Below are 24,998 nucleotides of genomic sequence, written 5' to 3'. Positions count from 1 at the left end.
AGGACTGCATGCCAAGGTCCGAACGTGCGAAGATCAATCCGCAGCAGCGGCTTGTTTCTCGACCCCGTCATAAATCAGGAAGGGTTTGTTTTCACCGGCGATGACGGAGGCATCGATCACCACCTTGCTCACATGTTCCATTGAGGGCAGATCGTACATGGTGTCGAGAAGGATCTGCTCCATGATGGTGCGAAGGCCACGAGCACCCGTCTTGCGTTCCATCGCCTTGCGGGAGATTTCACGCAGAGCGTCTTCGCGGATCTCGAGCGTCACACCTTCCATTTCGAACAAGCGCGCGTACTGCTTGACCATGGCGTGCTTCGGCTCGGTCAGGATGAGCATCAGCGCGGCTTCGTCGAGTTCCTCCAAGGTCGCCATGACCGGCAAGCGGCCGACGAACTCGGGAATCAAACCGTACCGGATGAGATCCTCCGGCTCGACCGCACTCAACAGCTCGCCGATCTGACGTCCATCGCTCACGCTGTGGACCTCGGCCGAGAAACCGATCCCCGTCTTGCGCGAGCGGTTCTGAATCACCTTATCCAGCCCCGCGAAGGCGCCACCCACGATGAAGAGGATGTTGGACGTATCGACCTGCAGGAACTCCTGCTGTGGATGCTTACGCCCGCCCTGCGGAGGAACGGAGGCAACCGTCCCTTCTATGAGCTTCAGCAGCGCCTGCTGAACGCCCTCGCCCGAAACATCGCGGGTAATCGACGGATTGTCCGATTTGCGCGAGATCTTGTCGATCTCATCGATGTAGACGATGCCGGTCTGCGCCTTATCGACGTCGTAGTCGCACTTCTGCAGCAGTTTCTGAATGATGTTCTCGACATCCTCGCCCACATAGCCAGCCTCAGTGAGAGTCGTGGCATCGGCGATGGTGAAGGGCACATTCAGCAATCGTGCCAGCGTCTCAGCCAAAAGCGTCTTACCGGAACCGGTCGGCCCGATCAGGAGGATATTGCTCTTGGCGATCTCGATGTCTTCCTTGGCCTCGGCCACCTCAAGACGCTTGTAATGATTGTAGACAGCGACGGACAGGACCTTTTTCGCCTTCTCCTGACCGATAACGAACTCGTCCAGGCGCGCATTGATCTCACGCGGCTTGGGCAGGTGATTGGTCGTTTCACCGACACTTTCCTGCATTTCCTCACGGATGATATCGTTGCAGAGTTCGACGCACTCGTCGCAGATGAACACGGAAGGGCCGGCGATGAGTTTGCGGACTTCGTGCTGACTCTTACCACAGAAGGAACAATAGAGCAGCTTACCTTCGTCGCTCTTGCCGTGGTTGTTTCCGCTCATCGGGGGTAGATCTCCGGGGGGGCTATGAGGGACGCACATCCAGCAGTCCCGACTGAGGCAACCTCAATCATAACCGTTTAGGCATATATGGCAAGACGGTTAAACACAGGGTTTGCCGGGTGTCACAAATCTGGACGCGAATCACTTTGAGGTGTGCGTCGTCGGGCGCTGGCACCCGACGACACGTCGTGCGAGATTCAGCTTTTTGCCGCCGGGCCGCGCTCGTTGATGACCTTATCGATCAACCCATACTCTTGGGCCGCGTCTCCACCCATGAAGCGGTCGCGCTCGGTGTCCTCGGCGATCTTCTCGATCGGCTGCCCAGTATGATCGGCCAGAATTTGATTGAGACGCTCACGGATGTAGAGGATTTCGCGCGCGTGGATATCGATATCCGACGCCTGCCCCTGAAAACCACCCAAGGGCTGATGGATCATCATCCGCGAATGCGGCAGACAGAAACGCTTACCGGCCGCGCCGCCTGCGAGCAGCAGCGCGCCCATGCTCGCCGCCTGACCGATACACATGGTGCTCACATCGGGACGGATGAAACGCATGGTGTCGTAGATTGCCAGGCCAGCCGTCACCGAACCACCCGGCGAGTTGATATAGAGATGGATGTCCTTGTCGGGATTCTCGGATTCGAGAAACAACAACTGGGCAACCACCAGGTTCGCCATGTGATCCTCGACCGGACCGACGAGAAAGATCACACGCTCTTTGAGCAACCGGGAATAGATGTCGAACGAGCGCTCGCCACGGGCGGTCTGCTCGACGACGATAGGGACTAGGCCAAGCCCTTGGGGCTGCCAGTCAGTACGACTCAGAGGATTGCTCATGGATTGGACTTCACCTGTATCTGGATACTTCGCTCCGAAGAGACGATCTCCGGAGCGACCTTTGGACCAGAGCCGCGCCTATTAGGCGTCGGACGACGGATTGGTCAGTTCCTCGAACGACAGCGGTTCGTCCTCGACGGTCACTTCTTCGAGTACCAGGTCGACGACCTGACCCTCAAGCGCAAGACTCTCGAACGAACTCAGCAGCTCCTTATTGCCATAGTAGTAATCGACCACCGCCTGTGGTTGCTCGTAGGTGGATGCCGCCTGCTCGACCGCCTCGCGCACACGATCCGGGTCCGCAGTCAGCCCCCGATCATTGACGAGCTTACCAAGAATCAGGCCCAGCGCGACTCGGCGGTGGGCACCGGCCTCGAACAGCTGAGGGGGCAGCTCCATATTGCCAGCGCCACCCAATGCCTGACGCATCTGGTCGGCCATCGCCTTCACTTCGGACTCGATCAGCGCCTTCGGCACATCGATGCTGTTCGCATCGAAAAGCAGATCCATCACACCTTCTTTAGTGCGGGCGGTGAGACGCTGCTTCAACTCCCGTTCCATATTGGCGCGGACGTCGGACCTGAAGCGTTCGATGTCGCCGTCTTCGACCCCAAACATCGCGACGAATTCCGCATCAACCTCAGGCAGCCGAGATTCGGCGACCTCATCGACGGTCACCTCGAAGCGCACAGGCTTACCAGCCAGGTGCTCGGCCTGATAGGGATCGGGGAAGGTCAGATCAAGCGTGCGCTGCTCGCCTGCAGAGGCACCGACCAAACCGTCCTCGAAACCGGGAATCATACGACTGGTACCGAGCTCGATCTTGAAGTCGGAGCTGGACCCGCCCTCGAAGGGCTCGCCATCAACGTTACCGGAGAAGGAGATGGTCAACTGGTCGCCGCTCTGGCAGGCGCGATCCACCGCTACCCAGGTTTTGCGCTGCTCGCGCAAACGCTCGATCATAGCGTCCAGATCCGCATCGGTCAGCTCGCTGACCGGTCGCTTGACGGTCTTTCCGTCGAGCGAGGCAAGCTCAAATTCGGGCATGACCTCGAAGATCGCGGTGAAACCGAAGTTCTGACCCTCAAGATCAATATCGGGCTCGATGGACGGCATGCCGACTGGACGCAAGTCCTCCTGCTTCAAGGCATCCATGAAGCTGGACTGCACCAGCTCGCCAAACACCTCTTGCTGGATCTGGTCGGCGAAACGCTTCCGCAACACCTTCATGGGAACCTTGCCCGGACGGAAGCCGGGCAATCTGGCGGTACGCGCAAACTGCTGCAAACGCTTTTCGACCTCACCCTCGATCTGCTCGAAAGGCAGATCGATCTTCATGCGCCGCTCGAGCCCTTCGCCCGCTTCCACCGAAACTTGCATTGACTGTCTCCCGTCGGTACCGCCAGTTTTGGTTCGGACCGCCCGTTACGTGAATCTTGACACAGGCATTCCGCCCATATCTTCAAAAGCCGTTCAGTATAGCTTGACGCAACCCGAGGATCCAAGCGCCATCAATCGACGCATCCCGCCCTCCAGCACTCACTCGGCGAGGTCCCCGTCCGAGGCGACCGATGACGGCCTCACGCCGCGTTCATGCTCGCCAGTCACACGCAACTCGCGCTTGAGGATCTTGCCAGCCGCATTTTTCGGCAGGGATTCCCGGAGCAAGATGCGGCGCGGGAGCTCGTGCTGACCCAGATGCTGACGACACCAGGCCCGCAGATCCGCCAACTCGATCGTGGCGTCGGCGCGCAACGCGATATGCGCGACGGGCACCTCGCCATGCCGTGGGTCCGGATCGCCCACCACAGCAGCCTCCACGACGTCGGGGTGACGATAGAGCACCTCCTCGATGACGCGCGGATAGACGTTCATTCCATTGGTGATGATCAGATCCTTGAGTCGGTCGACCAGATAGAAATATCCATCCGCGTCCCGATAGCCTAAATCCCCAGTCCGGAACCAATCGCCGAAGAAGCTCTGGCGCGTCGCCTCGGGCTGCTTGAAATAGCCCTTCATGACACTCGGCCCGCGCACGCAAACCTCGCCTGTTTCGCCATCCGGAAGCGGTCGACCGGCGGCGTCCAAAATGCGCATCTCCACGCTCGGAATCGGCACCCCGATCGACGCAGGACGGCGATCGCCACCGAGCGGATTGACACAGGTCACGGGGCCGCATTCGGTCGGTCCATCGCCCTCGTGAACAGGGACAGCGAAACGCTGCTCGAAGGCCGACATCAGAGCCACGGGCATGGCCGCCCCTCCGCTGACGCACAGACGAATGCCCTTCCAGCGCGCAACCCATGTCTCGTCGAGCCGAAGCAGCACGCCGTACATGCTGGGCACACCGAGAAAGATGGTCGCGCCATGTGTCGCAATCGCAGTGGAAACGAGACGCGGGTCGAAACGCCCCACCGGGATCACCCCGCAACCTTCGAGCAAAGAAGCCAGAATCCCGACCGTTGCCGCAAAGGCGTGGAACATGGGCAACACGACCAGCAGCCGGTCTTCATCGCCCAATGCCAATGCCTGCGCCACACCGCGCGCGTTGGCGAGCAGATTCGCATGGGTCAGCATCGCCCCCTTCGGGTGCCCCGTGGTCCCAGAGGTATAGAGGATGACCGCGACCGCATCCTGCGGATCCAGCTCGACCGCAGGAGCGACACCGGAAGACGCTAACAGGTCGCCCAAACGAACTTCGCCTTGAGCGGAACCCTCGCCAATGCACACGCGCATCGCGACGGCGGACACCTCTTGAAGCGCTGCGTCAGCAACCGTCTCGAAGGCATCCTGATAGAAGAGGCCACGCGCCTCGCTGTCGGCGAGGATATAGGCCATCTCCTGGTAGTTGAGCAGGGTATTGATCGGTACGACGGTGGCGCCCGACTTGAGAATGCCGAGATAGGCGACCAGAAATTCGGGACAGTTGCCACAGAGCAGCGCAACCCGGTCCCCTAGGGCGATACCTGCATCGGCGAGCGCGGCCGCGACGGCATCGCTCGCCCGATCCAGTTCGTCAAAACTCCAGGACTTATCGTCAACAAAGACGCAGCAGGCATCCCCGCGCCGCGCCGCCGTTTCGCGGAACCGCGCGGGGATGTCGATGGAAGCGATGGCGGGAGCCACGCGCGAAGGAATCAGATGACCTTCGAGAAGCCGATCGGGCCGGTCTTGGCCGCGAGATAGGCATCGAAGGCCATGCAGATATTGCGGACCAACAGACGACCAGGCGCCAGAATCCGAATCTGCTCCGAATCGACAGCGACCAGACCGTCTTCCGTCATCCCCTTGAGCGTCTCAAGACCATCGGCGAAATAGCTCGCGAAGTCGATCCCCCACTTGGCCTCGATCGAACGCATGTCCAGCTGGAAATGACAGATCAGCCGGGTGATGACGTCGCGACGGATGAGGTCGTCCTGGTTCAACGCGATACCACGGAAAACAGGAAGACGCCCCGCGTCGATATCCGCGTAATACTCGTCCAGGCCACGACGGTTCTGACCGTAGGTATTGTCGATCATGCCGATCGAGGTCACACCGATCCCAATGAGATCGCAATCGGCATGAGTGGAGTAACCCTGGAAGTTGCGATACAGGGTCCCTGCCTGTTGAGCCAGAGTCAGCTCGTCGTCGGGACGAGCGAAGTGGTCCATACCGATATAGACATAACCCGCATCGGTGAGACGCTGAATGGTCGCCTGCAGGATGTCGAGCTTCACCTGCGGTGCAGGCAGATCCGCATCGTTGATACGGCGCTGCGGCTTGAAACGCTCAGGCAGGTGCGCGTAGTTGAAGATCGACATGCGCTGAGGATTGACCTCGATCACGCGATCGAGGGTCTTGAGGAAACTGTCGACCGACTGGAACGGCAAACCGTAGATGAGATCGATACTGACCGAGCGGAAGCCCTCGTCAAGCGCCGCGTTCAGCACCTCCATGGTCTGCGCCTCGGTCTGGACGCGGTTCACCGCCTCCTGCACCCGAGGATCGAAGTCCTGCACACCCAGACTCATGCGATTGAAACCGATCTGACGCAGCACCTTGACGGTCTCCGCATCCGCCTCGCGCGGATCGATCTCGATCGAATACTCGCCAACGTCGTCGCCAGCCAGCTTGAAGTGACGGCGCGTCACATCCATCAGCTCGGTCATCTGCGCGTTGCTGAGGAAGGTCGGCGTGCCGCCGCCCCAGTGCAACTGCTCGACCTGACGCGACGAGTCGAACAGCGCCGCCTGCATCTCCAGCTCTTTATAGACGCGATCCAGATAGGGCTGCGCCAGGGAGCGGTCCTTGGTCGCGATCTTGTTGCAGGCGCAGTAAAAGCAGACCGTGTCGCAGAAAGGGATATGGAAATAGAGCGACAGCGGCCGACCGCTCTCGTTGCTACGCGCACAGGTCGCCTTATAGGCCGTCTCATCGAAGGCCTCGTCGAACTCCACCGCGGTCGGGTATGAGGTATAGCGCGGACCGCTTTGGTCATACCGACGAATCAAATCAAGATCAAAGGAAACGCCTTGCTCCACCGTTCAATCCTCCAGCCGCAGGGCGCGCGTCTGGCCCCCAAACGGCACCTTTCGAAAAGCCTGTTCAGGCATCATCCCCGTCCACATCGAGCCCATGACGATGGGCCTCATTGATCTGTTTGGACAGGGAATGGAATGGAATCTCTTCCGCGTACTTGCCGGCCAGGTCCATGAACGGCAGATCCTCCCGACCGAAAACGTAGGTTTCGTCCCGCATGGCCGAGCGAATGGCCTTGACACCTGCCTCGAGCGGATCGAGTCAGGCTGGGAACCGGGCCACATCTTCGACATCGTTGCACTCCAGGCAGTCGCGCAGACTCTCGACTCCGAAGACCGCCTGAGGCACCTAATCGACATACTGTTCAACACCGCGCACACACCGAAGCGTCATCGCGCGAGCGCCTCCTCGAACTGTGCTCGGTGCTCGATCAGTTGCTCGCGAGTCAGCAGGAATACGCCCTCCCCGCCTCGCTCGAATTCGAGCCAGGTAAAGGGGATTCCAGGCAGACGGCTGTCCAGATATTGAGCGGAATTTCCCACCTCGACGATCAGGATACCTTCCTCGGTCAGGAAGTGGGCGGCACCTTCCAGGATGCGGATGACCAAATCGAGACCGTCATCGCCCCCCAAGAGCCCGAGCCCGGGCTCATTGAGATACTCGGCCGGAAGGGAGTCGTATTCCGCCTGGGACACATAGGGCGGATTGGAGACGATCACGTCATAACGATTGCCCGCCAGGACATCGAACAGATCGGACTCCAGAACCCGGACGCGATCGGCCAGACCGTGACGCTCGACATTGAGTCGAGCCATCTCCAGCGCATCGGGGGAGATATCGACCAGATCGACATCCGCGTCGGGAAGATAGGCGGCAGAGGCAATGCCGATACAGCCGCTGCCGGTACAGAGGTCGAGCACCCGTCCGATACGCTCGGCGTCGATCCAGGGATCGAACCCCGCCTCCACCAATTCGGCGATCGGCGAACGCGGCACCAAGACATGCCGATTGACAGAGAACTCCATGCCCGCGAACCAGGCCCTCCCGGTCAAGTAGGCACCGGGCACCCGCTCGACCAGGCGACGCTCGATCAGCTCGGAAACCAAGACGCGCTCGGCCGGGGTGAGCCGACAATCGCGGAAGCCCGCCGGCAGACCAGGATCGAGGTTGAGCCCACTGAGCACCAGATGGGCCGCCTCATCGATGGCGTTGTCGGTTCCGTGCCCGAAAAAGAGCTGAGCCGCATTGAAGCGACTGGCCCCCCAACGCACGAAATCCTGGATCGTTATCAAGCCGTCCGGCTGTTCTGCCATAGCGCGTCAATTCTTAGGTTGGTGCCATTGGGATCCGGACAAAGACTACGAGCCGGACACCCGAAATTAAGCGCCTAAGCATAACACCGCAACGACGGCGTTTCAGCACGGGCTTGGCATCGGACCACCAGCGAAGCACATGCCGACGAGACAACGTTCTCAACGAGGACCTGAACGGAGAGACCTGACGGCCCTCATCACCGAAACGGAGTGCTAGAAATCAGGCCGCGCGCCGCTTGGAGACCTGACCGACCTCGGGTACCGGCACATCAACGCTGCCGCGCTCGACTAGATCCTGCAGGGTGATATTGCTGAGAAAACGGAAGATCTCGTCGCTGAGCTGATCCCAGAGATGATGGGTCAGACAGCGCTGGCCGTCGCGACAGTTTTCACGCCCGCCGCAGCGCGTAAACTCAACCCATTCATCAACCGCGCAGATGATGTTCGCGATCGAGATGTCCTCTGCCGACTTGCCGAGATAATAGCCTCCGCCTGGCCCCCTGACCCCACGCACCAGACTCTTGGCGCGCAGCGCGGCGAACAATTGCTCGAGATAGGACAGCGAAATCCCCTGGCTCGACGAGATATCCGCGAGGGTTACAGGCCCCTTGCCAGCATGCAGCGCAAGGTCAAGCATGGCTGTCACGGCATATCTGCCTTTGGTCGATAGTCTCATAGTTCGGATGCCTTTAGCCGATTGACGGGACACGGGCGAGTCGGCATGCCTTAGCGCCTGACGCCCAATGACTAAATTAGTCAACAAATACCCCATTTCAATGGTCGGCAATAGGGAAAATTATCCGAAGCACGTCCAACCGAGCGAACGCCAACGACCGACTCCTGTGCCAAAGGCACGAGGACGTCGATTCAGAGAACCATCAGGAGCGGACCAGACAGCCCGAATTGCGGATATCCGAGCCGAGCGACTGCGGGCAGGAAGGATCAGAGTGAAGCCGATGGCCGGCCCTCAAACAAAATATCAGCCACTTGGAGAGAAACAGGTTCGCTTGCCACTTGTCGGCGAGAGCAGGATGCGCGTAATGGGTCCGCAGCGGCAAAACCCCCTGGCGCAGATCGAGAATCTCCACCTGACGCGCATCGTGATAGACACGCAGATGGGCGTCGGGATCGGCACACATCCGTTCCGCCTCATGGCTGTCGAACAGATAGGTCAGACGAACCTCGCTGGTATAGCGAGACTGCGCAAGCACATGGAGATAGAGATCCATAGTGCCGCTCTGACGCGAGACCAGACTCCCCTGGGCCTGATGCAGACTTGGGGCCAGACGCGACAACCGTCCGTAATTCTCCTCGCACAGCGCCATCAAGGCCCCGACATTGAGGCGCCCCGAACAGAGCTCGGAGACGTAACGCGAAGGGTTGGAACGCTGCATGAAGACTAGCCGGGTTACCACGATGAGGGAGCAAGATCGCTCGAACGGATACCAAACCATCGGTATCCAGCTGGACAGGATCGACGGACTGCATTGCTGCGAAGACAGCAGGCCCCGCTGTGACCAGGCAGGATTTTTGAATCCAGCCTCGATCCCGACAAGAGGGTTCTGGAATCGATCAACGCGAACGGGCCGGGAACGCGAAGGATCGGCCGCACCGAGCCCGTGGAGGCGGCCGACCCGACACGCTAGGCGTTATCCGACGCCTGCTCCGCAATCTGGCGCTTCACATCGGCCATATCCAATTCCTTCGCCTTGGACAGCAGCTCACGGAAGCCTCCCTCCGGCAGGGCACCTGCCTGAGAGAAGATGATGATCTGTTCGCGAAAGATCATCAGCGTTGGAATGGAGCGAATCTGGAAGTGCGCCGCGATCTCTTGATGCTCTTCCGTGTTCAGCTTGGCGAAAACGATATCGTCGAAGTCGTTGGAGACCTTTTCGTAGACGGGAGCAAAAGACCGGCAGGGACCACACCAAGGTGCCCAATAGTCAACGACCACGAAATCGTTGTTCTGAATGGTTTGTTCGAAAGTATTGGTATCGAGCTCAACGACGGCCATGCCGACTCCTCTGTCTAATTTTGTGCGGGGATGGTACCAAACATGGCTGCTCCCCGCTGTATTTCCAGGACCGACACGGGCTTGCGATGCGATGGCAAACCTGTCGATGGATATCAGAGCGACTCGAGCTCGCCGATGATACGCGCGCGGATATCCTCGACGGCGCCGATTCCCTGCACGCGGATATAACGCGGAGCGCCCTCGCCTCCCTGATCGGCCCAGGATGAGTAGTAACCGACCAGCGGCTCGGTCTGGTCGTGATAGACCTGGAGACGCGCCTTGACCGTTTCCTCGCGATCGTCCTCGCGCTGGATCAGCGGTTCGCCGGTTTCGTCGTCCACACCCTCGACCTTGGGCGGATTGAAGACCAGGTGATAGGTCCGACCCGAGGCGAGATGTACGCGACGGCCGGACATGCGCTTGATGATCTCCTCGTCCGGCACGTCGATCTCGACCACGGCGTCGACGAAGACGCCCGAGTCTTTCATGGCATCCGCTTGCGCCAGCGTGCGAGGGAAGCCATCGAACAGGAAACCCTTGCGGCAATCGTCTTCCGCGATACGCGCCTTGACCATCCCGATGATGATGTCATCGGAGACCAGGCCGCCCTCGTCCATAATCTTCTTCGCGGCCTTGCCCAGCTCGGTTCCCTGCTTCACGTGTGCGCGAAGCATGTCTCCGGTCGAGATCTGGGGAATGTCGAAGTGCGCCTTGATGAAGCCGGCTTGAGTGCCCTTTCCGGCGCCCGGCCCACCTAACAGAATGATGCGCATTGTCAGTATTTCCTCTTCAGTTCGGTACGTTGTCGGCGCAGTGTGCCATAGCCGCCTTGCCGAGGACCACCGATCGGCGATCGGGGAAATCCTCGAGCAGCCACACAGACCACGCGAATGCATGGAAGGTCCGGCACGCGCGGGCCAAGCCCGCGACAGGCCGGAGGATTGAAGGGGATGGGCGTCAGCCGCCAGCCATCATCATGTTCAGCATCAGCTTGTTCAGACGACCGACGAAGGCCGCCGGATCGTCGAGCTGACCACCCTCGGCGAGCTGAGCCTGGTCGAAGAGCACCAGACTGAGGTCCTCGAAGCGCGAGTCGTCAGTCTCGGCTTCAAGACGCTTGACCAGCGGATGATCGAGATTGACCTCGAGCGTGGGCTTGGTCGCGGGGGCATCCTGACCGACCGCCTTGAGCACGCGCGCCAGGTTGGCGCTCATGTCGGTCTCGCCGACGACCAGACAGGCAGGCGAATCGACCAGACGGGTACTGGGACGCACCTCCTCGACCCGCTCGCCGAGCGACTTCTTGAGGTGTTCGATCAGCGAACCGTGCTCGGCAGCCGCCTTCTCCTTCGCCTCCTGCTCATCCTTGTCGGCCAGGTCACCGAGATCCAGGTCGCCCTTGGCGACCGACTGCAACGACTTGCCCTTGTACTCAGTCAGGTGGCTGACCAGCCATTCGTCGACGCGGTCGGACAGCAGCAACACCTCGACGCCCTTCTTGCGGAAGACCTCCAGATGCGGGCTGTGTCGCGCCGCCGCCGGGCTGTCGGCCGTGATGTAGTAGATCTTGTCCTGCCCCTCCTTCATCCGTTCGAGATAGCCGTCGAGCGACTCGCGCTGCTCCGTGCCCTCGCTATGGGTGGTAGAGAAGCGCATGAGGCCGGCGAGACGCTCCTTGTTGGCGAAGTCCTCGGCCGGACCTTCCTTGAGCACCTTACCGAACTCGTCCCAGAACCCACCGTACTTCTCGGCGTCGTCCTTGGCCATGGTCTCGAGCAGACCCAGGATGCGCTTGGTGTTGGCCTGACGGATGGTGTCGATCTTGCGGTTGTGCTGCAGGATCTCGCGCGAGACGTTCAACGGCAGATCGTCGGAGTCGACGATGCCCTTGACGAAGCGCAGATAGTGCGGCATCAGCTTGTCGGCCTCGTCCATGATGAAGACGCGCCGCACATAGAGCTTCACACCGTGTTTCTGATCGCGGTCCCAGAGATCCCAGGGAGCCTTCTTGGGCACATAAAGCAGCGTGGTGTATTCGTTGGTGCCCTCGACCCGGTTGTGGGCATAGGCCAGCGGCACCTCGAAATCGTGCGAGACGTGCTTGTAGAAATCGTGATACTCCTCCTCACTGATCTCAGACTTGTTGCGCATCCAGAGCGCCGTGCCACGGTTGACCTGCTCGAACTCGGGCGGCGCGTCCTTTTTCTCCTCGGCCTCCTCTCCATACGCCTCCTTCGCCATCTCGACCGGGATCGAGACGTGATCGGAGAACTTGCCGATGATGGAACGCAGACGCCAGCTATCGAGGAACTCCTTTTCGTCCTCCTTCAGGTGCAGCGTCACCGAGGTTCCGCGATCGGCCTTCTCGACCGTCTCCAGCGAATAGCTGCCGCGACCGTCTGACTCCCAGCGCGCACCGTGATCCGCCGCAAGTCCGGCACGACGCGAGACCAGGGTCACCTTGTCGGCAACGATGAAGGCGGAATAGAAACCGACGCCGAACTGGCCGATCAGTTTGCTGTCCTTGGCCTGGTCCCCGGAGAGGTTCTCCAGGAAGCGGCGGGTCCCCGAACTGGCAATACTGCCGATGGTCTCCATGACCTCCTGGCGACTGAGACCGATGCCGTTGTCGGAAACGGTCAGGGTTCCCGCATCCCGATCGACCGTGACGCGGATCCGCAGCTCGCTGTCGCCCTCGTAGAGCCCGTCATCGCTCAATGCCTCGAAACGCAGCTTCTCGGCCGCGTCGGAGGCGTTCGAGACCAGTTCGCGCAGAAAGATCTCTTTGTTCGAATAGAGCGACCGGATCACCAGATCCAGTACCTGACTGACCTCAGCCTTAAACTCCAACGTTTCCTTATGCGCTTCTACTGTCATCTTTCTATCTTTACCCTGATGGTTTAGGTTATTGATTCGCGTGTTTTAAGATGCCACGGCCGGACTGGCCAGAACAGCCAATCTGGTATTGTCGCATGGGCTCGGGGGGATACAATGCCCGATCTTGGTCCGCGTCTCTGCGGCGCGCTCCGGGAGCAAACCCCGGACCTCGGCGGTCCAACGCCGACACCCCTCCGGTCTAGACCGCCGTCACAGCCGCTGTCCGCACTCAGCCGCTCAGTGAAGTCCATAAGACTACAAATCAAGGGCTTGAAGATGGAACCGCATATTATCGCCACGACGCCATTCGACGGGCAACGCCCCGGCACCTCCGGACTGCGCAAGAAAGTGAAGGTCTTCCAGCAGCCGGGCTACCTCGAAAACTTCGTTCAGGCAATCTTCGACACACAACCCGACCTTAAGGGCGGCATCCTGGTCGTCGGCGGCGACGGTCGCTATTTCAACCGCGAGGCCATCCAAACCATCCTGCGCATGGCCGCCGCCAACGGGGTCAGCCGCATCCTGGTCGGACGCGGCGGCATCTTTTCCACACCGGCGGTGTCCTGCGTCATCCGCAAATACAAGACCCAAGGCGGCATCGTGCTCTCGGCCAGCCACAACCCTGGCGGTCCCGACGAGGATTTCGGCATCAAATTCAATGCCGCCAACGGTGGTCCCGCGCCCGAGTCCGTGACCGACGCCATCCATGCACGCACCCGCACCATCGACCGCTATCTGACCCTCGATGTTCCGGCCGTCGATCTGGACGAAATCGGGTCCTTCCAGCTCGGCAACGCACAGATCGAAGTCATGGATCCGGTCGCGGACTACGCCGAGCTCATGGAGTCGCTGTTCGACTTCAACGCCATCCACCAGCTGTTCAATTCGGGCCTCTTCCGGATGCGGTTCGACGCCATGCACGCCGTCACCGGACCCTATGCGATCGAGATCCTGGAGAACCGTCTCGGCGCCGCACCGGAAACCGTGATGAACGGCGAACCCAAGGAAGACTTCGGTGGCGGTCACCCGGACCCAAACCTGGTCCACGCCGAGGAACTGGTCAAACTGACCAAGGGTCCGGAGGGACTGGACTTTGGTGCCGCCTCCGATGGCGACGGCGACCGCAACATGATTCTCGGCAAGGACGTTTTCGTCACCCCGAGCGACAGTCTCGCCATTCTCGCCGCCAACGCCCACCTGACCCCCGGATACCGCAGCGGCATCCGCGGTGTCGCCCGATCCATGCCCACCAGCCAGGCCGCGAACCGGGTCGCCGACCTCATGGGCATCGAGTGTTTCGAGACCCCGACCGGCTGGAAGTTCTTCGGAAACCTGCTCGATGATGGCCGCATCACGCTCTGCGGCGAAGAGAGCTTCGGCACCGGATCGGACCACGTGCGCGAGAAGGACGGGCTCTGGGCCGTACTTTTCTGGCTCAACCTGCTGGCCGTCCGCCAACAGTCGGTCGCCGAGATCCTGCAGGACCACTGGCGCCGCTTCGGACGTAATTTCTACACCCGTCATGACTACGAAGGCGTCGATCTGGCCGCAGCCGAAGCGCTCATGGACCATCTGCGCCTGCTGGTCCCCGGCCTCGCCGGCAAGGAGATCGGCGGCATGCGCGTCAGCTACGCCGACGACTTCGCCTACACCGACCCCATCGACGGCAGCGTCTCGGAGCACCAGGGTATCCGCATCGGCTTCGAGAATGGCTCACGCATCGTCTACCGACTCTCGGGAACCGGCACCGCCGGCGCGACGCTTCGGGTCTATCTCGAATTCTTCGAGGCCGATCCGGCGCGTCACGAACAGGACACCCAGGAGGCGATGCAGCCCCTGATCCTGATCGCACGCGAGTTTGCCCAGATTGAGACGCGCACCGGACGTCAGGAACCAGACGTCGTTACCTGAATCGACATGATCCAAGCCGATTCTTGAATGACTCGGAATCGGCGGGATTCCCAAAATTCCGTCGATTCCATTCGCCAGCCCAACCCAACCCCATGCGACTCAACGCGGAAAATGCGAGGCGTATTTCTGGATCCACTCCATCGCCGCCTCCTCGCCCGTGAGAACCCGACCTTCCCGAACCAGCATCTTCCGCCGATAGTGCTCGATCTGACAGACCTGCTCGACCATGCGGAGACCGTATTCGACATCGACGCTATCGAATCGCACACCCACCTCGTGGGCGCCCTCCACGTCCCGACACCAGACCACAACCCCCTCGGCCTCGAAGACGGGCTTGGCGATCGGAATCTCGATATGGATCCCAGTGCCAGGCGCAATCGCAATCCGCGACCTGAAGCAAAGACCGCCCTCGCCGATATTGCGAAGATAGTCGCTCCTGTCGACGACCAACTCGCGCAGCGAATAGCTGATGGGGACGTCCGACGGATGACGAAGAAACTGACGTTCTGCGTTAGTCATAGGCCTCCGGCGACGAAAAGTGCACTGGACAGAAGAATAGCCCAGAGATCGGAGCTGTCTTCCCCGCCGTTTTCACGCATTGGCGAAGCAACCCCCATGGCAAACCTCGAACTCGCCCTGACGCCCTGGGTCATTCATGATGGGAGATCATTCCACCCAGATTCTCGGACCTGCGCCAGACCATGACCGCGCATTGGACACGACAGATCGCCAAATCGCTCGAAAGCGGCCGCCCCTCGCGCGCGATCGAAACACATCTGGACGCGCTCCTGCTTTGGCTCGCCAACCCGGACAACTCTCGCGCAAGCGATCTCGACAAAGCGATCGAGGCGAGTCGGCTGGATCGAGGCCGGGCCGCGACCCGTGCCTATCAATTGCTCGACCAAGCGCTCTTCCCGACCGACCAACAACCCTCGGCGGCCACGCTGGGACTCCCCCAGGACGCCGATCAGAACCTAGCGAAACAGCGCTATCGGAGGCTGATCCAGGTCTATCATCCAGACCGGCACCCGGACAAAACGGCCTGGGCCACCCAGCACACCGAACAGATCAACCGGGCCTTCGACGCCTTCCGCCGCGCCGAAGCGAGCGACAAGGGCGCCACGACGTCCTCGACCCAGTCCGAGGAAACGCCACCCGGACCATCGACACCCGGGGACAGGATCACGCATGCCCTCGCATGGATTCAGTCCTGGACGCGCCCCCAACCCTGGCGCGAACTCATCGCCCGCCCCAAGGCTCGTCGCTGGGCCGGCGCTATCCTGGCGACGGCTCTGATCCTGGCACTCGCGCCGCTATTCCACGAGACGCCCAAGCCGCGACCGAAGATCATCCACCACCCGCTCGGCGAGGTGCACAAGACGCCACCCAAGGAGACCGTCGCCCCCGAACCCCGACCGCTCGCCCAAGCCGAACCGGACTCACACCCCGCGCCCGAGGAAACGGACGCGATCCCACCCGCGCCGCCAAAGCCAACCCGGACAAGCGACACGCCGACCGAACCGGAAGCGCCGCTCCAGATCGCACAGGCGACACCCGAGGTACCGCCTACCCCGGAGCCAGCGCCTGCCCAGGAAACGACTGCCCCCCCCGAAGAGACGAACGCGACCGACGCATCATCGAACCAGACGAGCACAGCGCCCGCCGCCTCGCCTTCGCTCACCGAGACAGAGCCCCAACAAGAGACGGCACCGGCCGAGCCGTCCCCGGAATCCACGGATACGCCGAAGGCGTCCGAGCCCGCATCGCCCCCAACCGAGCCGAACGGACTCGAACCAGAAACGACCTGGGAACCGCTGGTGCCGCCGATGCCTTCGATCGGCCAGGAGCCCCCAAATCTGGCCCCGATCATTGAGCAGCCGTCAATCCAACCGGGGCTTGCTCCAGAGCCGGCTCCCCCGCTCCAGCCTGAGCTCCAAATTCCCTCGACCCCGGCCCCGACACCGCCGACACCACCCCAGTCGCCTCAGCTACCGCTGCGTCTGGGCGCCGCCCCGGCAATCACCTCCAGCACCAGGGGCCGCGCCCAAACGGCCGCTATCTGCAGCCAGGTCCCAGCACGGATGCAGGCGTTCCAGCACAACTATCAGTCGGGCTCGCTGGACGACTTCATGGCCCTCTACAGCCCGCTGGCCAAAGAGAACGATCTCGGCACCTGGTTCGCGATCCGCCAGACCTATCGGCAATGGTTCGCCACCACGCGCGCGCGCCGCATCGACTTCGACCAGCTCCGTGTCAAGCCGACCGCCGACGGCAAACGCTGCGCCGCGATCGCCACATTCGAGGTCATCTTTCTGAATTCGGACTCCAAGCTAGAGCGACGCAAAGGCGCCATCCAAATCCTCTTCGAGCAGCGTGGAGCCGAGCTGCTCATCCTGCGCGTGCGCTACTGAGAGGAATCCCCCAGTAGAGGAACAACAGAAGTCCCGCGACAGCACAGCTGTGCCAGCGAAACATCGCAAGCGCCGGTGAATGGACGAAACGGGATCAAGCGTAGAGATCGACACCCATGATCGCGCGCAGATCGTCGCGCCGCTGCAACTGGAGCACGTCCTCGTAGGCCGCTACCGCCTGATTGGCATAGCGCCCATCGACCGACATCCGAACCGGCAACGGGTAAGGGCGTGGCGACCGGGCCTCGGCGACCTCCTCAACCCGAGGAGACGCCTCGACCTCAATGTCTGGCTCAACCGCAAATGCCTCAGCCCCCCTCGCCTCGACTGCCGGTGCTGGCGCCTCATTGGCGGACCGGTCTCGCGAGGGTTCGGGCCGAACAGGTGACAGGGTTGTGAAGGAACCGGCGATCTGCATCGAGAGTCGGTCAAATATCCGATGTCATTGGAGAGAGTTGGCACGCCGAGTCAGAATGTCGAACGCCGAACCAAGCCCAGGCTGTTGCGTTACTGTCTAATTCTGTTGCTCAAACACCGTCCACGTTATGCAACAACGCGTAACGCGCTGTCAATCGTTCTTGCGCGCACCCTCGATGACGCAACACCCAGTATCCACCAATTTCAGAAACGCCTCATCATTCTAAGCCGCGCTAAACCATATAGATATTAGTGATTAACGCATTGCGGCAGTCTGATCGCGACTCGCAAGGTTCCGTCAACACGCATTTAGACATCCCCATTCGCGGATGAAGCGAAGGTCCCCGCATTCACATTACGTAAACACAGCGAACCTCAAGTCGGTTGCTCCCGAACAGCTTGACGCGGGTCAACCCAGACTCACGGATGGCGCTCGCGAGGACCATGATCGGCGAATTCCTGGCAAACCACTAAGGCAAGCACCGTTGAGGAGGGCATCGCAGACAGCGCTGGAATCGGCACAACAGATCAAACAGCAGAAATGAGAAGCGATTCTCGTTGTTTACGCACGATTTAGGGAACAATAAAACTAAATTGAAACAATCGCCTGACCCAGACCCGACTTGGCTCAAAAGGCGAACACAAATGCCAGCTGAGACTGGACACACAGCAAGGAGTGACTCGCAATGAATGACAAGCCCCTCGATGCGCTTCGCTTCCTAATCGTGGAGGACGAGGAGTTCCAACGCGACGCGCTGGAACTCCTGCTCGGCAACTTCGGCGCCACCAAAATAATGAAGGCGGAAAACGGGCGTGTCGCGCTCGATCTGCTGGATACCACCGACACACCGATTGACATCATCCTGTGCGACATCAATATGCCGGACATGGATGGAATGGCCTTCCTGCGCAACCTCGCCAATAGCGACTCAAACACCTCGGTCATCCTGGTCAGCGCGTTGGGCAATGCCCTGCTGGACTCGGTGGCGGCCATGGGTAAGGCATACGGCGCCAAGATTCTCGGCACCATGCCATATCCTCCATCCAGAAGCCGCATGAAGACGCTCATCGCCAACCGCGAGGTCGGCGCGGTCACGCGCAAAGCACACAGCAAACGCGATCCCATTCCGGAAAGCGAGATCGTTGCAGCCCTGAAGCTGGGCGAATTCATCCCCTATTTCCAACCGAAGGTAGAGGTCGACAGCGGCAAGGTCGTCGGTATGGAGGCGCTCGTGCGCTGGGCCAGCCCGTCGCGGGGTCTCTTAGCGCCAGGCGCCTTTCTGGACGACGTCGAATCGGCCGGCCTGATGGACGCCATGACCTTCGTGATGCTGACCAAATCGGCTGCCGTCTGCCAAAGCTGGCGGGATCGGGGGTTGCCTCTTTCCGTCTCGGTCAATCTCTCGTTGAGCAATCTGGGACATGCCGGACTGGCCGAGCGACTCCACGAGGCGGCGACTCACTGTGACCTCGCGCCCTCGTCGATCCTGCTCGAAATCACCGAGTCGGCGGCCATGAGTTCCGTCGGCCCCTGCATCGAAAATCTAGCGCGGCTGCGCCTCCTCGGCTTCGGCTTATCGCTGGACGATTACGGAACCGGCTATTCGTCGTTGCAGCAACTGACCCGCGTGCCGTTCACCGAACTCAAGATCGACCAGTCCTTCGTCCAGGATGCGCTCCACCACGAAACCACGCGCATCGTCATCGAGTCGACCATGGATCTGGCCCGCAGATTGGGGCTGAAGGTTACGGCGGAAGGCGTCGAGACCGTCGAACACTGGGAGATGCTTAGCCAGTTGGGCTGCGATCTCGCGCAAGGGTACCTGATCGCCAAGCCCATGCCACACGAAGCCATCGCCGATTGGCTGGGCCAATGGCGTATCTCGGCCCTCAGGTCGACGACCCAACGCCACAATTCGGAGCGACAGAAGTTAGACATCCTCTTGGTGGAGGACGAGAACTTCCAGCTCGAGGCCTATGGCGAACTGTTGGCCCAGTTGGAATTAGGCCTGGTGCATACCGCGACCAACCTGGACGGCGCATTGAAGATCCTGGCGGAAAACCCAGTCGATCTGGTCATCAGCGACGTCAAACTGGACCGCCACAGCGGATTGGATCTGGTCAAACTCATACGAACCCAGCAAACACAGGCAGATCCCGCGACACGCATCATCCTGCTGTCCGCCCATCGCGACCAAGACATCGTCCTCAAGTCCATCGTACTGGACATCAACGGCTTCCTGGCCAAACCAGCCCGAAGCAGCACCCTTCTGGACGCCATCCAGAACGCCATGTCGGAGGATTACCAGCCCCAGCCGCCCAGCCATTACCGGGAACTGAGCACCGCCGCCCTCTCGAACGATCGCCTCGTCTCCGACTTGACCTCCACATCAGAGGAAACTTGGGACGATGCGGGCGGCGCACCCATCGTTGTAGAGCACATTTCCCTGACATTCCTGCGCGCAGGCATGATCCTCGCGGAACCACTGTTCAACCGCCAAAATCTGATGATCCTGACTCAGGGCTCGCGGCTGACAACGAGCATCATCAATCGTCTGCAGGATCTGCGCGAGAGTCTCTCCGCGACCCGCATCAAGGTGATCCGACCGGAGGCGCTTCTGGACCAAACACCGAACGAAGTCGCCACCGCCCAAGACCACCGCCCACCTATAGACCGTCGAGTATCGACCTCAAGCGCCGGTAGGCCTTGAAATAGCACCCCTGTATCGCCTCGATCCGACCCCAATCCGCGTCCCGCCCCGCCAGCTCCAGCGCCTCGCAGGAGCAAGACAGGGCGCGCGCACCGATCATCGAGGATGCCCCCTTGATCCGATGCGCGAGGCTGGCGATCGCCTTCATGTCCCGATCGGCGAAGGCGCGCTCGATCGCCTCTGCGTCCGTTCGGTTGGTAGCGTCGAAGCGCGCGAGGAGCCTCCGCTCCATGTCCGAATCACCGCCGCTCAGCTCGCGCAGCACGGCGGGATCCAGCACCTCGTCGAGATCCGCCGGACGTTCCTGCCGCTGGCCGCTATCGGGAGCGACACCGGTCGCCCCCGATAGCGGCAGCAACTGCTCCAGCTTGGCGGCCAGACTGCCGAGATCGGCCGGTTTGACCAGCAGATCGTCCATACCCGCCGCCTGGCATTCGTCGATCGCATTGCGCATAGCGTTCGCGGTCCAGCCCAACACCGGCATCCGCCGCCGGCCTGTCTCGGTCTCCAGACGACGGATCTCGCGGGTGAGCTGATAGCCGTCCATATCCGGCATGTGACAATCGGTGATCAGCAGACCATAGTTTCGACTTTTCCACCGTTCCAGCGCCTCGGTGCTGCTCACCACCTGTTCCGACGCATAGCCCAACAGCTCCAGCTGCTGGGTCAGGACATCGCGGTTGGAGGGATGATCGTCCACCAGCAGAATCAGAGTGCCGGCCACCTGGGCCTGAGTCACCGTCGGCGGCACTTTCGACTCTCGAGTATGCATGGCGCCCACTTGCCCGAGATGCGGCTCGGGCAACGAGGCGTCGTCCACCAGGGGCAAATCCAACAACAACCTCATGGTTGTGCCCTGCCCGGGCGCGCTACTCAACTCGATACTCCCCCCCATGATCTCGGCCAAGCGGCGACAGATGGCGAGGCCCAGTCCAGAACCACCGAAACGGCGAGTCGTCTCGGCGTCCGCCTGACTGAAGGGTTGAAACAGACGCGCCTGCGCCTCTGGCGCGATCCCGATCCCGGTGTCGGAAACGCTGAAGCAGACGCGGTCCAGGCCCGGAAGATGCTCCAGCAACTCGGCCCCGAGTTCGACCTCGCCCTGCTCGGTAAACTTGATTGCGTTGGACAGGAAATTGTTCAGGATCTGTCGCAAGCGCAACCGATCCACGCTCACCACTGGGCTGATCTCTTCAGACACCCAGCAACTGAGCCTCAACCCCTTGCTGCTTGCCAATCGCTCGAAGAAACTCGCCGTCAGCTGCACGACCTCCGAGATGGAGGCCGGCTCAGGAGAGACGGTCAACTTTCCGGCCTCGATCTTCGAATAATCGAGGATGTCATCGATGAGACGTAGCAGCACCTGCCCTGAATCCCGCGCCAGGTCGAGCATCCGCGCCTGCTCATCCTCGAGCCCGCGCATCGCCACCAATTCCATCATGCCCAGCAAGGCGTTCATCGGCGTGCGAATCTCATGGCTCATGGTGGCCAGGAAGGTATCCTTCACCTTGGCCAGCCGCTCGGCCTCCAAGAGAGCCTTGTCCAGATCGGCGGTCCGCTCGGCGACCAGAATCTCCAGACGCCCATGTTGCTGCGCAACCTCTCGCTCGGCACTCTCCCGACTGATGTAGCCAGCCAGAATGTCGGCGGTCGAGGCCAGGAACTGCGCCTTCAGCGCGTCTTGCTGGACATCCTCATCCAGATGCAAGACCAGCGCGCCCAGCAGTTCGCCTTTAGAAATGAGTGGCAGACCGTAGTGATCCCGGTCCAGCATGCACGGCGCGCTGAGTGCCCGCGCCTCGTTCGGCTCGTTGGAATGGGCCGCCTTCCTGTCCGGAGAATCCCGACCGCATCCGCGCGGAACCCAGACGCGATTGACGCACAGATCCGCAATTCCCGGATCAAGGTCGCAAGACACGACCAACAGCAATCCACGCTGGGGCTCATCCATCAGGAAAACACCGCCGCTGGGTCTTGATCTGAGCCAAGACACATCCAGCAGTCGGCTCAGACACTGCTCCAGCGTCTCCTCCAGCGCGGCCCCGGAGACGCTGATCTCCAACAGCGCGCGCAGCGTTTCCTGCTGTTCCCGCTCGTTGCGCAGACGCTCATCGGCCGCCTTGCGCTCTGTGATGTCGCGGGTGATCTTGGAGAATCCGATCAGGGTTCCGCGCTCGTCCCGCATGGCCGTAATCAGCACGTCGGCGAAGAAACGGCTGCCATCCTTGCGCATCAGCCACCCCTGGGTCTCGACGCGCCCCTCTGAGGCCGCCTCCACGAGCAGCGCTGACGGCCGGCCCGACGCCGCCTCCTCGGGCGGATGAAAGCATGCGATGGACCGCCCTATGATCTCCTGGGCCTCATACCCCTTCATCCGCTGCGCGCCCGCGTTCCAGGAGGCCACCCTGCCGTCCGGGTCCAGCATGAAGATGGCGTAGTCGCGGACGCCGCTGGTCATCAGCCTCAGCCGCTCCTTGCTTTCGCGCAGCACCCGTTCGGCGGCCTTGCGTTCGCTGATGTCGGCGACCGACACCACCAGATGCCCCTCGTCGCTGCCGGGCAGCGGCGCCAGACCGACCTCCACCGGGAATTCGCGCCCCCCGCCATCCAGGGCGAAGAGTTCCCGGCCCTTTCCCATTCTGCGCAGCGATCGCTCGGACTCGAACCGCTGGCGCAGAATCGCATGGCCGGTGCGAAAGCGAGCGGGCATGAGCGTCTCGACGGACGCCCCCAGCAACTCGCGGCTCTCATAGCCGAAGATTCGCTCCGCGCCGCGGTTCGCCTGCTCGATGCAGCCATCCGAATCCACGACCATGATGGCATCGGGCACGGCGTCGATGATGCGCCGGACCCAGGATTCCCGCTCGACCAGTTCGAATTCCAGAGCCTTCTGCCGGCTGATGTCCTCGACGGTTCCCAGCGATCTCAGGGGGGCGCCCGATTCGTCGTACTGGGTATCGCAGCGTTCCAGTACGTGCTTGACGCTGCCGTCCGGCAGCAGCAGCCGATGCTCCATCCGATATGGAAGCCGCTCCTCCAAGTGCGCCAGGAACGCCTTGCGAACCACCGCACGGTCTTCGGGATGGACGATGCTGACGAAGAGGTCCGTGCTCGCCTCGACCTCCTGGGGATCGATTCCGAAGATCCGATAGACCTCCTCCGACCAGGTCATACGCTCGGTGCCCAGCTCCAGACGCCAATGCCCCAATTCGGCGATCCGCTGAGTCTCGGACAGATCCCGCTCCATCTGGCGCAGCTCGCTAACGTCCATGTTAGTTCCGGCGAAACGCACGGGAACGCCCTCGGCATCGCGCACCAAGATGCCGAGCGAAAGCACGTCGACCCAGTGACCATCCTTGTGACGCATACGAAAGCCGGTGGAAAAGCTCGGCTGACGTCCGGTCAGACAGTCTTGGAAGAGCGACTCAACCCTGGGCTTGGCGTCCGGATCGACCAGATGGACCCAGGTATCGTAGCCCTCTTCCAGTTCATCGTCCCGGTATCCCAGCATGCTCTTCCAGCCAGAAGAGTAATAGACGCGATTTGTTCTCAGATCCCAGTCCCAGAGACCGTCTTGTAAGGCGTGCATGGCAGATCCACTCGATCGTCGATAACCGCTTAGATCTTACGATAGCGAATGCGAAAACCAACCGGACCGGCCACTCCCTTAATGAGCGGCTAGGTTTCCATGCACCATTCCGCGAACGGCTCAGGGATGGCGCAATTCGGCGCGGATGAGTTCGGCCATGGCCTCGGCGGCTCGCGAGAGTGCTCGATCCGCCGGCCAGGCGAGCACGGTCACCCGCTCGACCTCGGGCGAGATCACGGGCGCCGCGCACAGCCGGCCGGAGGCCAACTCGGCCTCGATCGCTCGATACGGCAGCAGGGTCCGACCAAGGCCGAGCGCGACCGTCTCCAGCATGATGCGCAGGCTGTCAACCTCGACCGTCACGTCCAGCGCCAGCCCCAGGCCGGCCGCCTGACCCTCGACCAGCACCCGCAAACCATGACGCGATCCGGTCAGCACCAGGGGACCGGCCAGCGCCTCACCGAGCGGAACCGGAGTCTCGGGATCGAGCCCAGCCGCAGACTCCGCGACCAGCCAGAGACGCTCGCGCCACAGCGTCTCGTGCAGAAGTCCGGCGCTGGTCAGTGGATGATGGACGAGCCCCAGATCCAGCCGTCCGCGCAGCAGTCCGTCCTGGATGGCGCCGCTCAGGGCCGAGACGACCCGCAGACGCACCTGGGGATAGAGATCGCGATAGCGACGGATGAGATTGGCCGGTGCGGCAACGCCCACGCTCGGCGGAACCGCCAGGGCCAACGCGCCGGTGACGCCCTGTCGATCTGAAGCGATGTCGGCGGCCAGACGTTCCAGCTCGGCCATCAGCGGCCGGGCACGACGCTCCAACTGACGGCCCGTCTCGGTCGGGATCAGACCGCGCCCGGTGCGCTGGAAGAGCGCGACACCCAGATCCGATTCGAGCTGCTTGAGCTGACGGCTCAGCGCGGACTGGGTGAGATGCAGGCGCTCGGACGCCGAGGTGAGACCACCGGCGTCCAGGACATGCAGGAAGCATTTGAGGAGCTTGCTGTCCATCTATGCAAATCCGTCATAGCTGACATCAGATCTTTCAAATTGAATCATGGCGATATCTGTAGCACAAAGAGGTCTC

The 24,998-nt window shown here is 61.4% G+C and carries 19 protein-coding genes; 3 read left to right on the top strand and 16 right to left on the bottom strand.

The genetic code is table 11. From position 1 onward, the window contains the following. Positions 1-33 precede the first annotated feature (33 nt). From clpX to htpG, 12 genes are all read right to left on the bottom strand, one after another. Positions 34-1,308 carry an ATP-dependent Clp protease ATP-binding subunit ClpX gene (gene clpX / locus THIDRDRAFT_RS06250; RefSeq protein ID WP_007039970.1) on the bottom strand — a complete coding sequence of 425 codons (1,275 nt, stop codon included), beginning with the start codon at positions 1,306-1,308 and terminating at the stop codon, positions 34-36. A gap of 197 nt (positions 1,309-1,505) precedes the next feature. Beyond that, positions 1,506-2,147, bottom strand: coding sequence for an ATP-dependent Clp endopeptidase proteolytic subunit ClpP (clpP, locus tag THIDRDRAFT_RS06245; protein ID WP_007039969.1), 642 nt, complete (start codon positions 2,145-2,147; stop codon positions 1,506-1,508). An 81-nt stretch (positions 2,148-2,228) separates the two neighbouring features. Further along, positions 2,229-3,527, bottom strand: coding sequence for a trigger factor (tig, locus tag THIDRDRAFT_RS06240; RefSeq protein WP_007039968.1), 1,299 nt, complete (start codon positions 3,525-3,527; stop codon positions 2,229-2,231). A 159-nt stretch (positions 3,528-3,686) separates the two neighbouring features. Continuing rightward, positions 3,687-5,273 carry a long-chain-fatty-acid--CoA ligase gene (locus THIDRDRAFT_RS06235; protein ID WP_007039967.1) on the bottom strand — a complete coding sequence of 529 codons (1,587 nt, stop codon included), beginning with the start codon at positions 5,271-5,273 and terminating at the stop codon, positions 3,687-3,689. 11 nt (positions 5,274-5,284) lie between these two features. After that, the gene (hemN, locus tag THIDRDRAFT_RS06230) at positions 5,285-6,670 is read right to left on the bottom strand and encodes an oxygen-independent coproporphyrinogen III oxidase (protein WP_007039966.1); all 1,386 of its coding nucleotides are present in this window, start codon (positions 6,668-6,670) and stop codon (positions 5,285-5,287) included. Between the two features lie 64 nt (positions 6,671-6,734). Further along, a complete protein-coding gene (locus tag THIDRDRAFT_RS26675) occupies positions 6,735-6,887 on the bottom strand; it encodes a hypothetical protein (RefSeq protein WP_007039965.1) in 153 nt (50 codons plus the stop codon). Between the two features lie 170 nt (positions 6,888-7,057). Further along, positions 7,058-7,981: a 50S ribosomal protein L3 N(5)-glutamine methyltransferase gene (gene prmB, locus THIDRDRAFT_RS06220; RefSeq protein ID WP_007039964.1), complete on the bottom strand. Its 924-nt coding sequence runs from the start codon at positions 7,979-7,981 to the stop codon at positions 7,058-7,060. A gap of 220 nt (positions 7,982-8,201) precedes the next feature. After that, positions 8,202-8,657 carry an Rrf2 family transcriptional regulator gene (locus THIDRDRAFT_RS06215; protein ID WP_007039963.1) on the bottom strand — a complete coding sequence of 152 codons (456 nt, stop codon included), beginning with the start codon at positions 8,655-8,657 and terminating at the stop codon, positions 8,202-8,204. A 202-nt stretch (positions 8,658-8,859) separates the two neighbouring features. Then, positions 8,860-9,375 carry a DUF1249 domain-containing protein gene (locus THIDRDRAFT_RS06210; RefSeq protein ID WP_050984656.1) on the bottom strand — a complete coding sequence of 172 codons (516 nt, stop codon included), beginning with the start codon at positions 9,373-9,375 and terminating at the stop codon, positions 8,860-8,862. 248 nt (positions 9,376-9,623) lie between these two features. After that, complete coding sequence (gene trxA / locus THIDRDRAFT_RS06205; protein ID WP_007039961.1) at positions 9,624-9,995, bottom strand: thioredoxin; 372 nt, start codon at positions 9,993-9,995, stop codon at positions 9,624-9,626. Positions 9,996-10,108: 113 nt separating this feature from the next. After that, the gene (gene adk / locus THIDRDRAFT_RS06200; protein ID WP_007039960.1) at positions 10,109-10,768 is read right to left on the bottom strand and encodes an adenylate kinase; all 660 of its coding nucleotides are present in this window, start codon (positions 10,766-10,768) and stop codon (positions 10,109-10,111) included. A gap of 184 nt (positions 10,769-10,952) precedes the next feature. Then, the gene (gene htpG / locus THIDRDRAFT_RS06195) at positions 10,953-12,872 is read right to left on the bottom strand and encodes a molecular chaperone HtpG (RefSeq protein ID WP_007039959.1); all 1,920 of its coding nucleotides are present in this window, start codon (positions 12,870-12,872) and stop codon (positions 10,953-10,955) included. A gap of 276 nt (positions 12,873-13,148) precedes the next feature. Here htpG and THIDRDRAFT_RS06190 point away from each other — a divergent pair, with 276 nt between their 5' ends. Further along, on the top strand, positions 13,149-14,783 hold the full coding sequence (locus tag THIDRDRAFT_RS06190; RefSeq protein WP_007039958.1) for an alpha-D-glucose phosphate-specific phosphoglucomutase: 1,635 nt from the start codon (positions 13,149-13,151) through the stop codon (positions 14,781-14,783). Positions 14,784-14,882: 99 nt separating this feature from the next. On the opposite strand, the gene THIDRDRAFT_RS06185 is transcribed toward THIDRDRAFT_RS06190, so the two are convergent. Further along, on the bottom strand, positions 14,883-15,302 hold the full coding sequence (locus THIDRDRAFT_RS06185) for a PilZ domain-containing protein (RefSeq protein ID WP_007039957.1): 420 nt from the start codon (positions 15,300-15,302) through the stop codon (positions 14,883-14,885). Positions 15,303-15,484: 182 nt separating this feature from the next. Between THIDRDRAFT_RS06185 and THIDRDRAFT_RS06180 the strand changes: the two genes are divergently transcribed. Then, on the top strand, positions 15,485-17,194 hold the full coding sequence (locus tag THIDRDRAFT_RS06180) for a J domain-containing protein (RefSeq protein ID WP_007039956.1): 1,710 nt from the start codon (positions 15,485-15,487) through the stop codon (positions 17,192-17,194). A gap of 94 nt (positions 17,195-17,288) precedes the next feature. On the opposite strand, the gene THIDRDRAFT_RS25485 is transcribed toward THIDRDRAFT_RS06180, so the two are convergent. Beyond that, complete coding sequence (locus THIDRDRAFT_RS25485; RefSeq protein WP_007039955.1) at positions 17,289-17,612, bottom strand: hypothetical protein; 324 nt, start codon at positions 17,610-17,612, stop codon at positions 17,289-17,291. Between the two features lie 685 nt (positions 17,613-18,297). Here THIDRDRAFT_RS25485 and THIDRDRAFT_RS23645 point away from each other — a divergent pair. Beyond that, positions 18,298-20,322 carry an EAL domain-containing protein gene (locus tag THIDRDRAFT_RS23645; RefSeq protein ID WP_007039953.1) on the top strand — a complete coding sequence of 675 codons (2,025 nt, stop codon included), beginning with the start codon at positions 18,298-18,300 and terminating at the stop codon, positions 20,320-20,322. Here the strand turns inward: THIDRDRAFT_RS23645 and THIDRDRAFT_RS23640 are convergent. Next, positions 20,279-23,911, bottom strand: coding sequence for a PAS domain S-box protein (locus THIDRDRAFT_RS23640; protein ID WP_007039952.1), 3,633 nt, complete (start codon positions 23,909-23,911; stop codon positions 20,279-20,281). The genes THIDRDRAFT_RS23645 and THIDRDRAFT_RS23640 overlap by 44 nt on opposite strands. Positions 23,912-24,031: 120 nt before the next feature. Next, entirely contained in the window at positions 24,032-24,922 is an 891-nt protein-coding gene (locus THIDRDRAFT_RS06165) for a LysR family transcriptional regulator (protein ID WP_007039951.1), read from the bottom strand. Positions 24,923-24,998 lie beyond the last annotated feature (76 nt).

The sequence above is a fragment of the Thiorhodococcus drewsii AZ1 genome, from assembly GCF_000224065.1.
GTDB lineage: Bacteria > Pseudomonadota > Gammaproteobacteria > Chromatiales > Chromatiaceae > Imhoffiella > Imhoffiella drewsii.
This window is presented reverse-complemented; position numbering and strand designations above follow the sequence as displayed.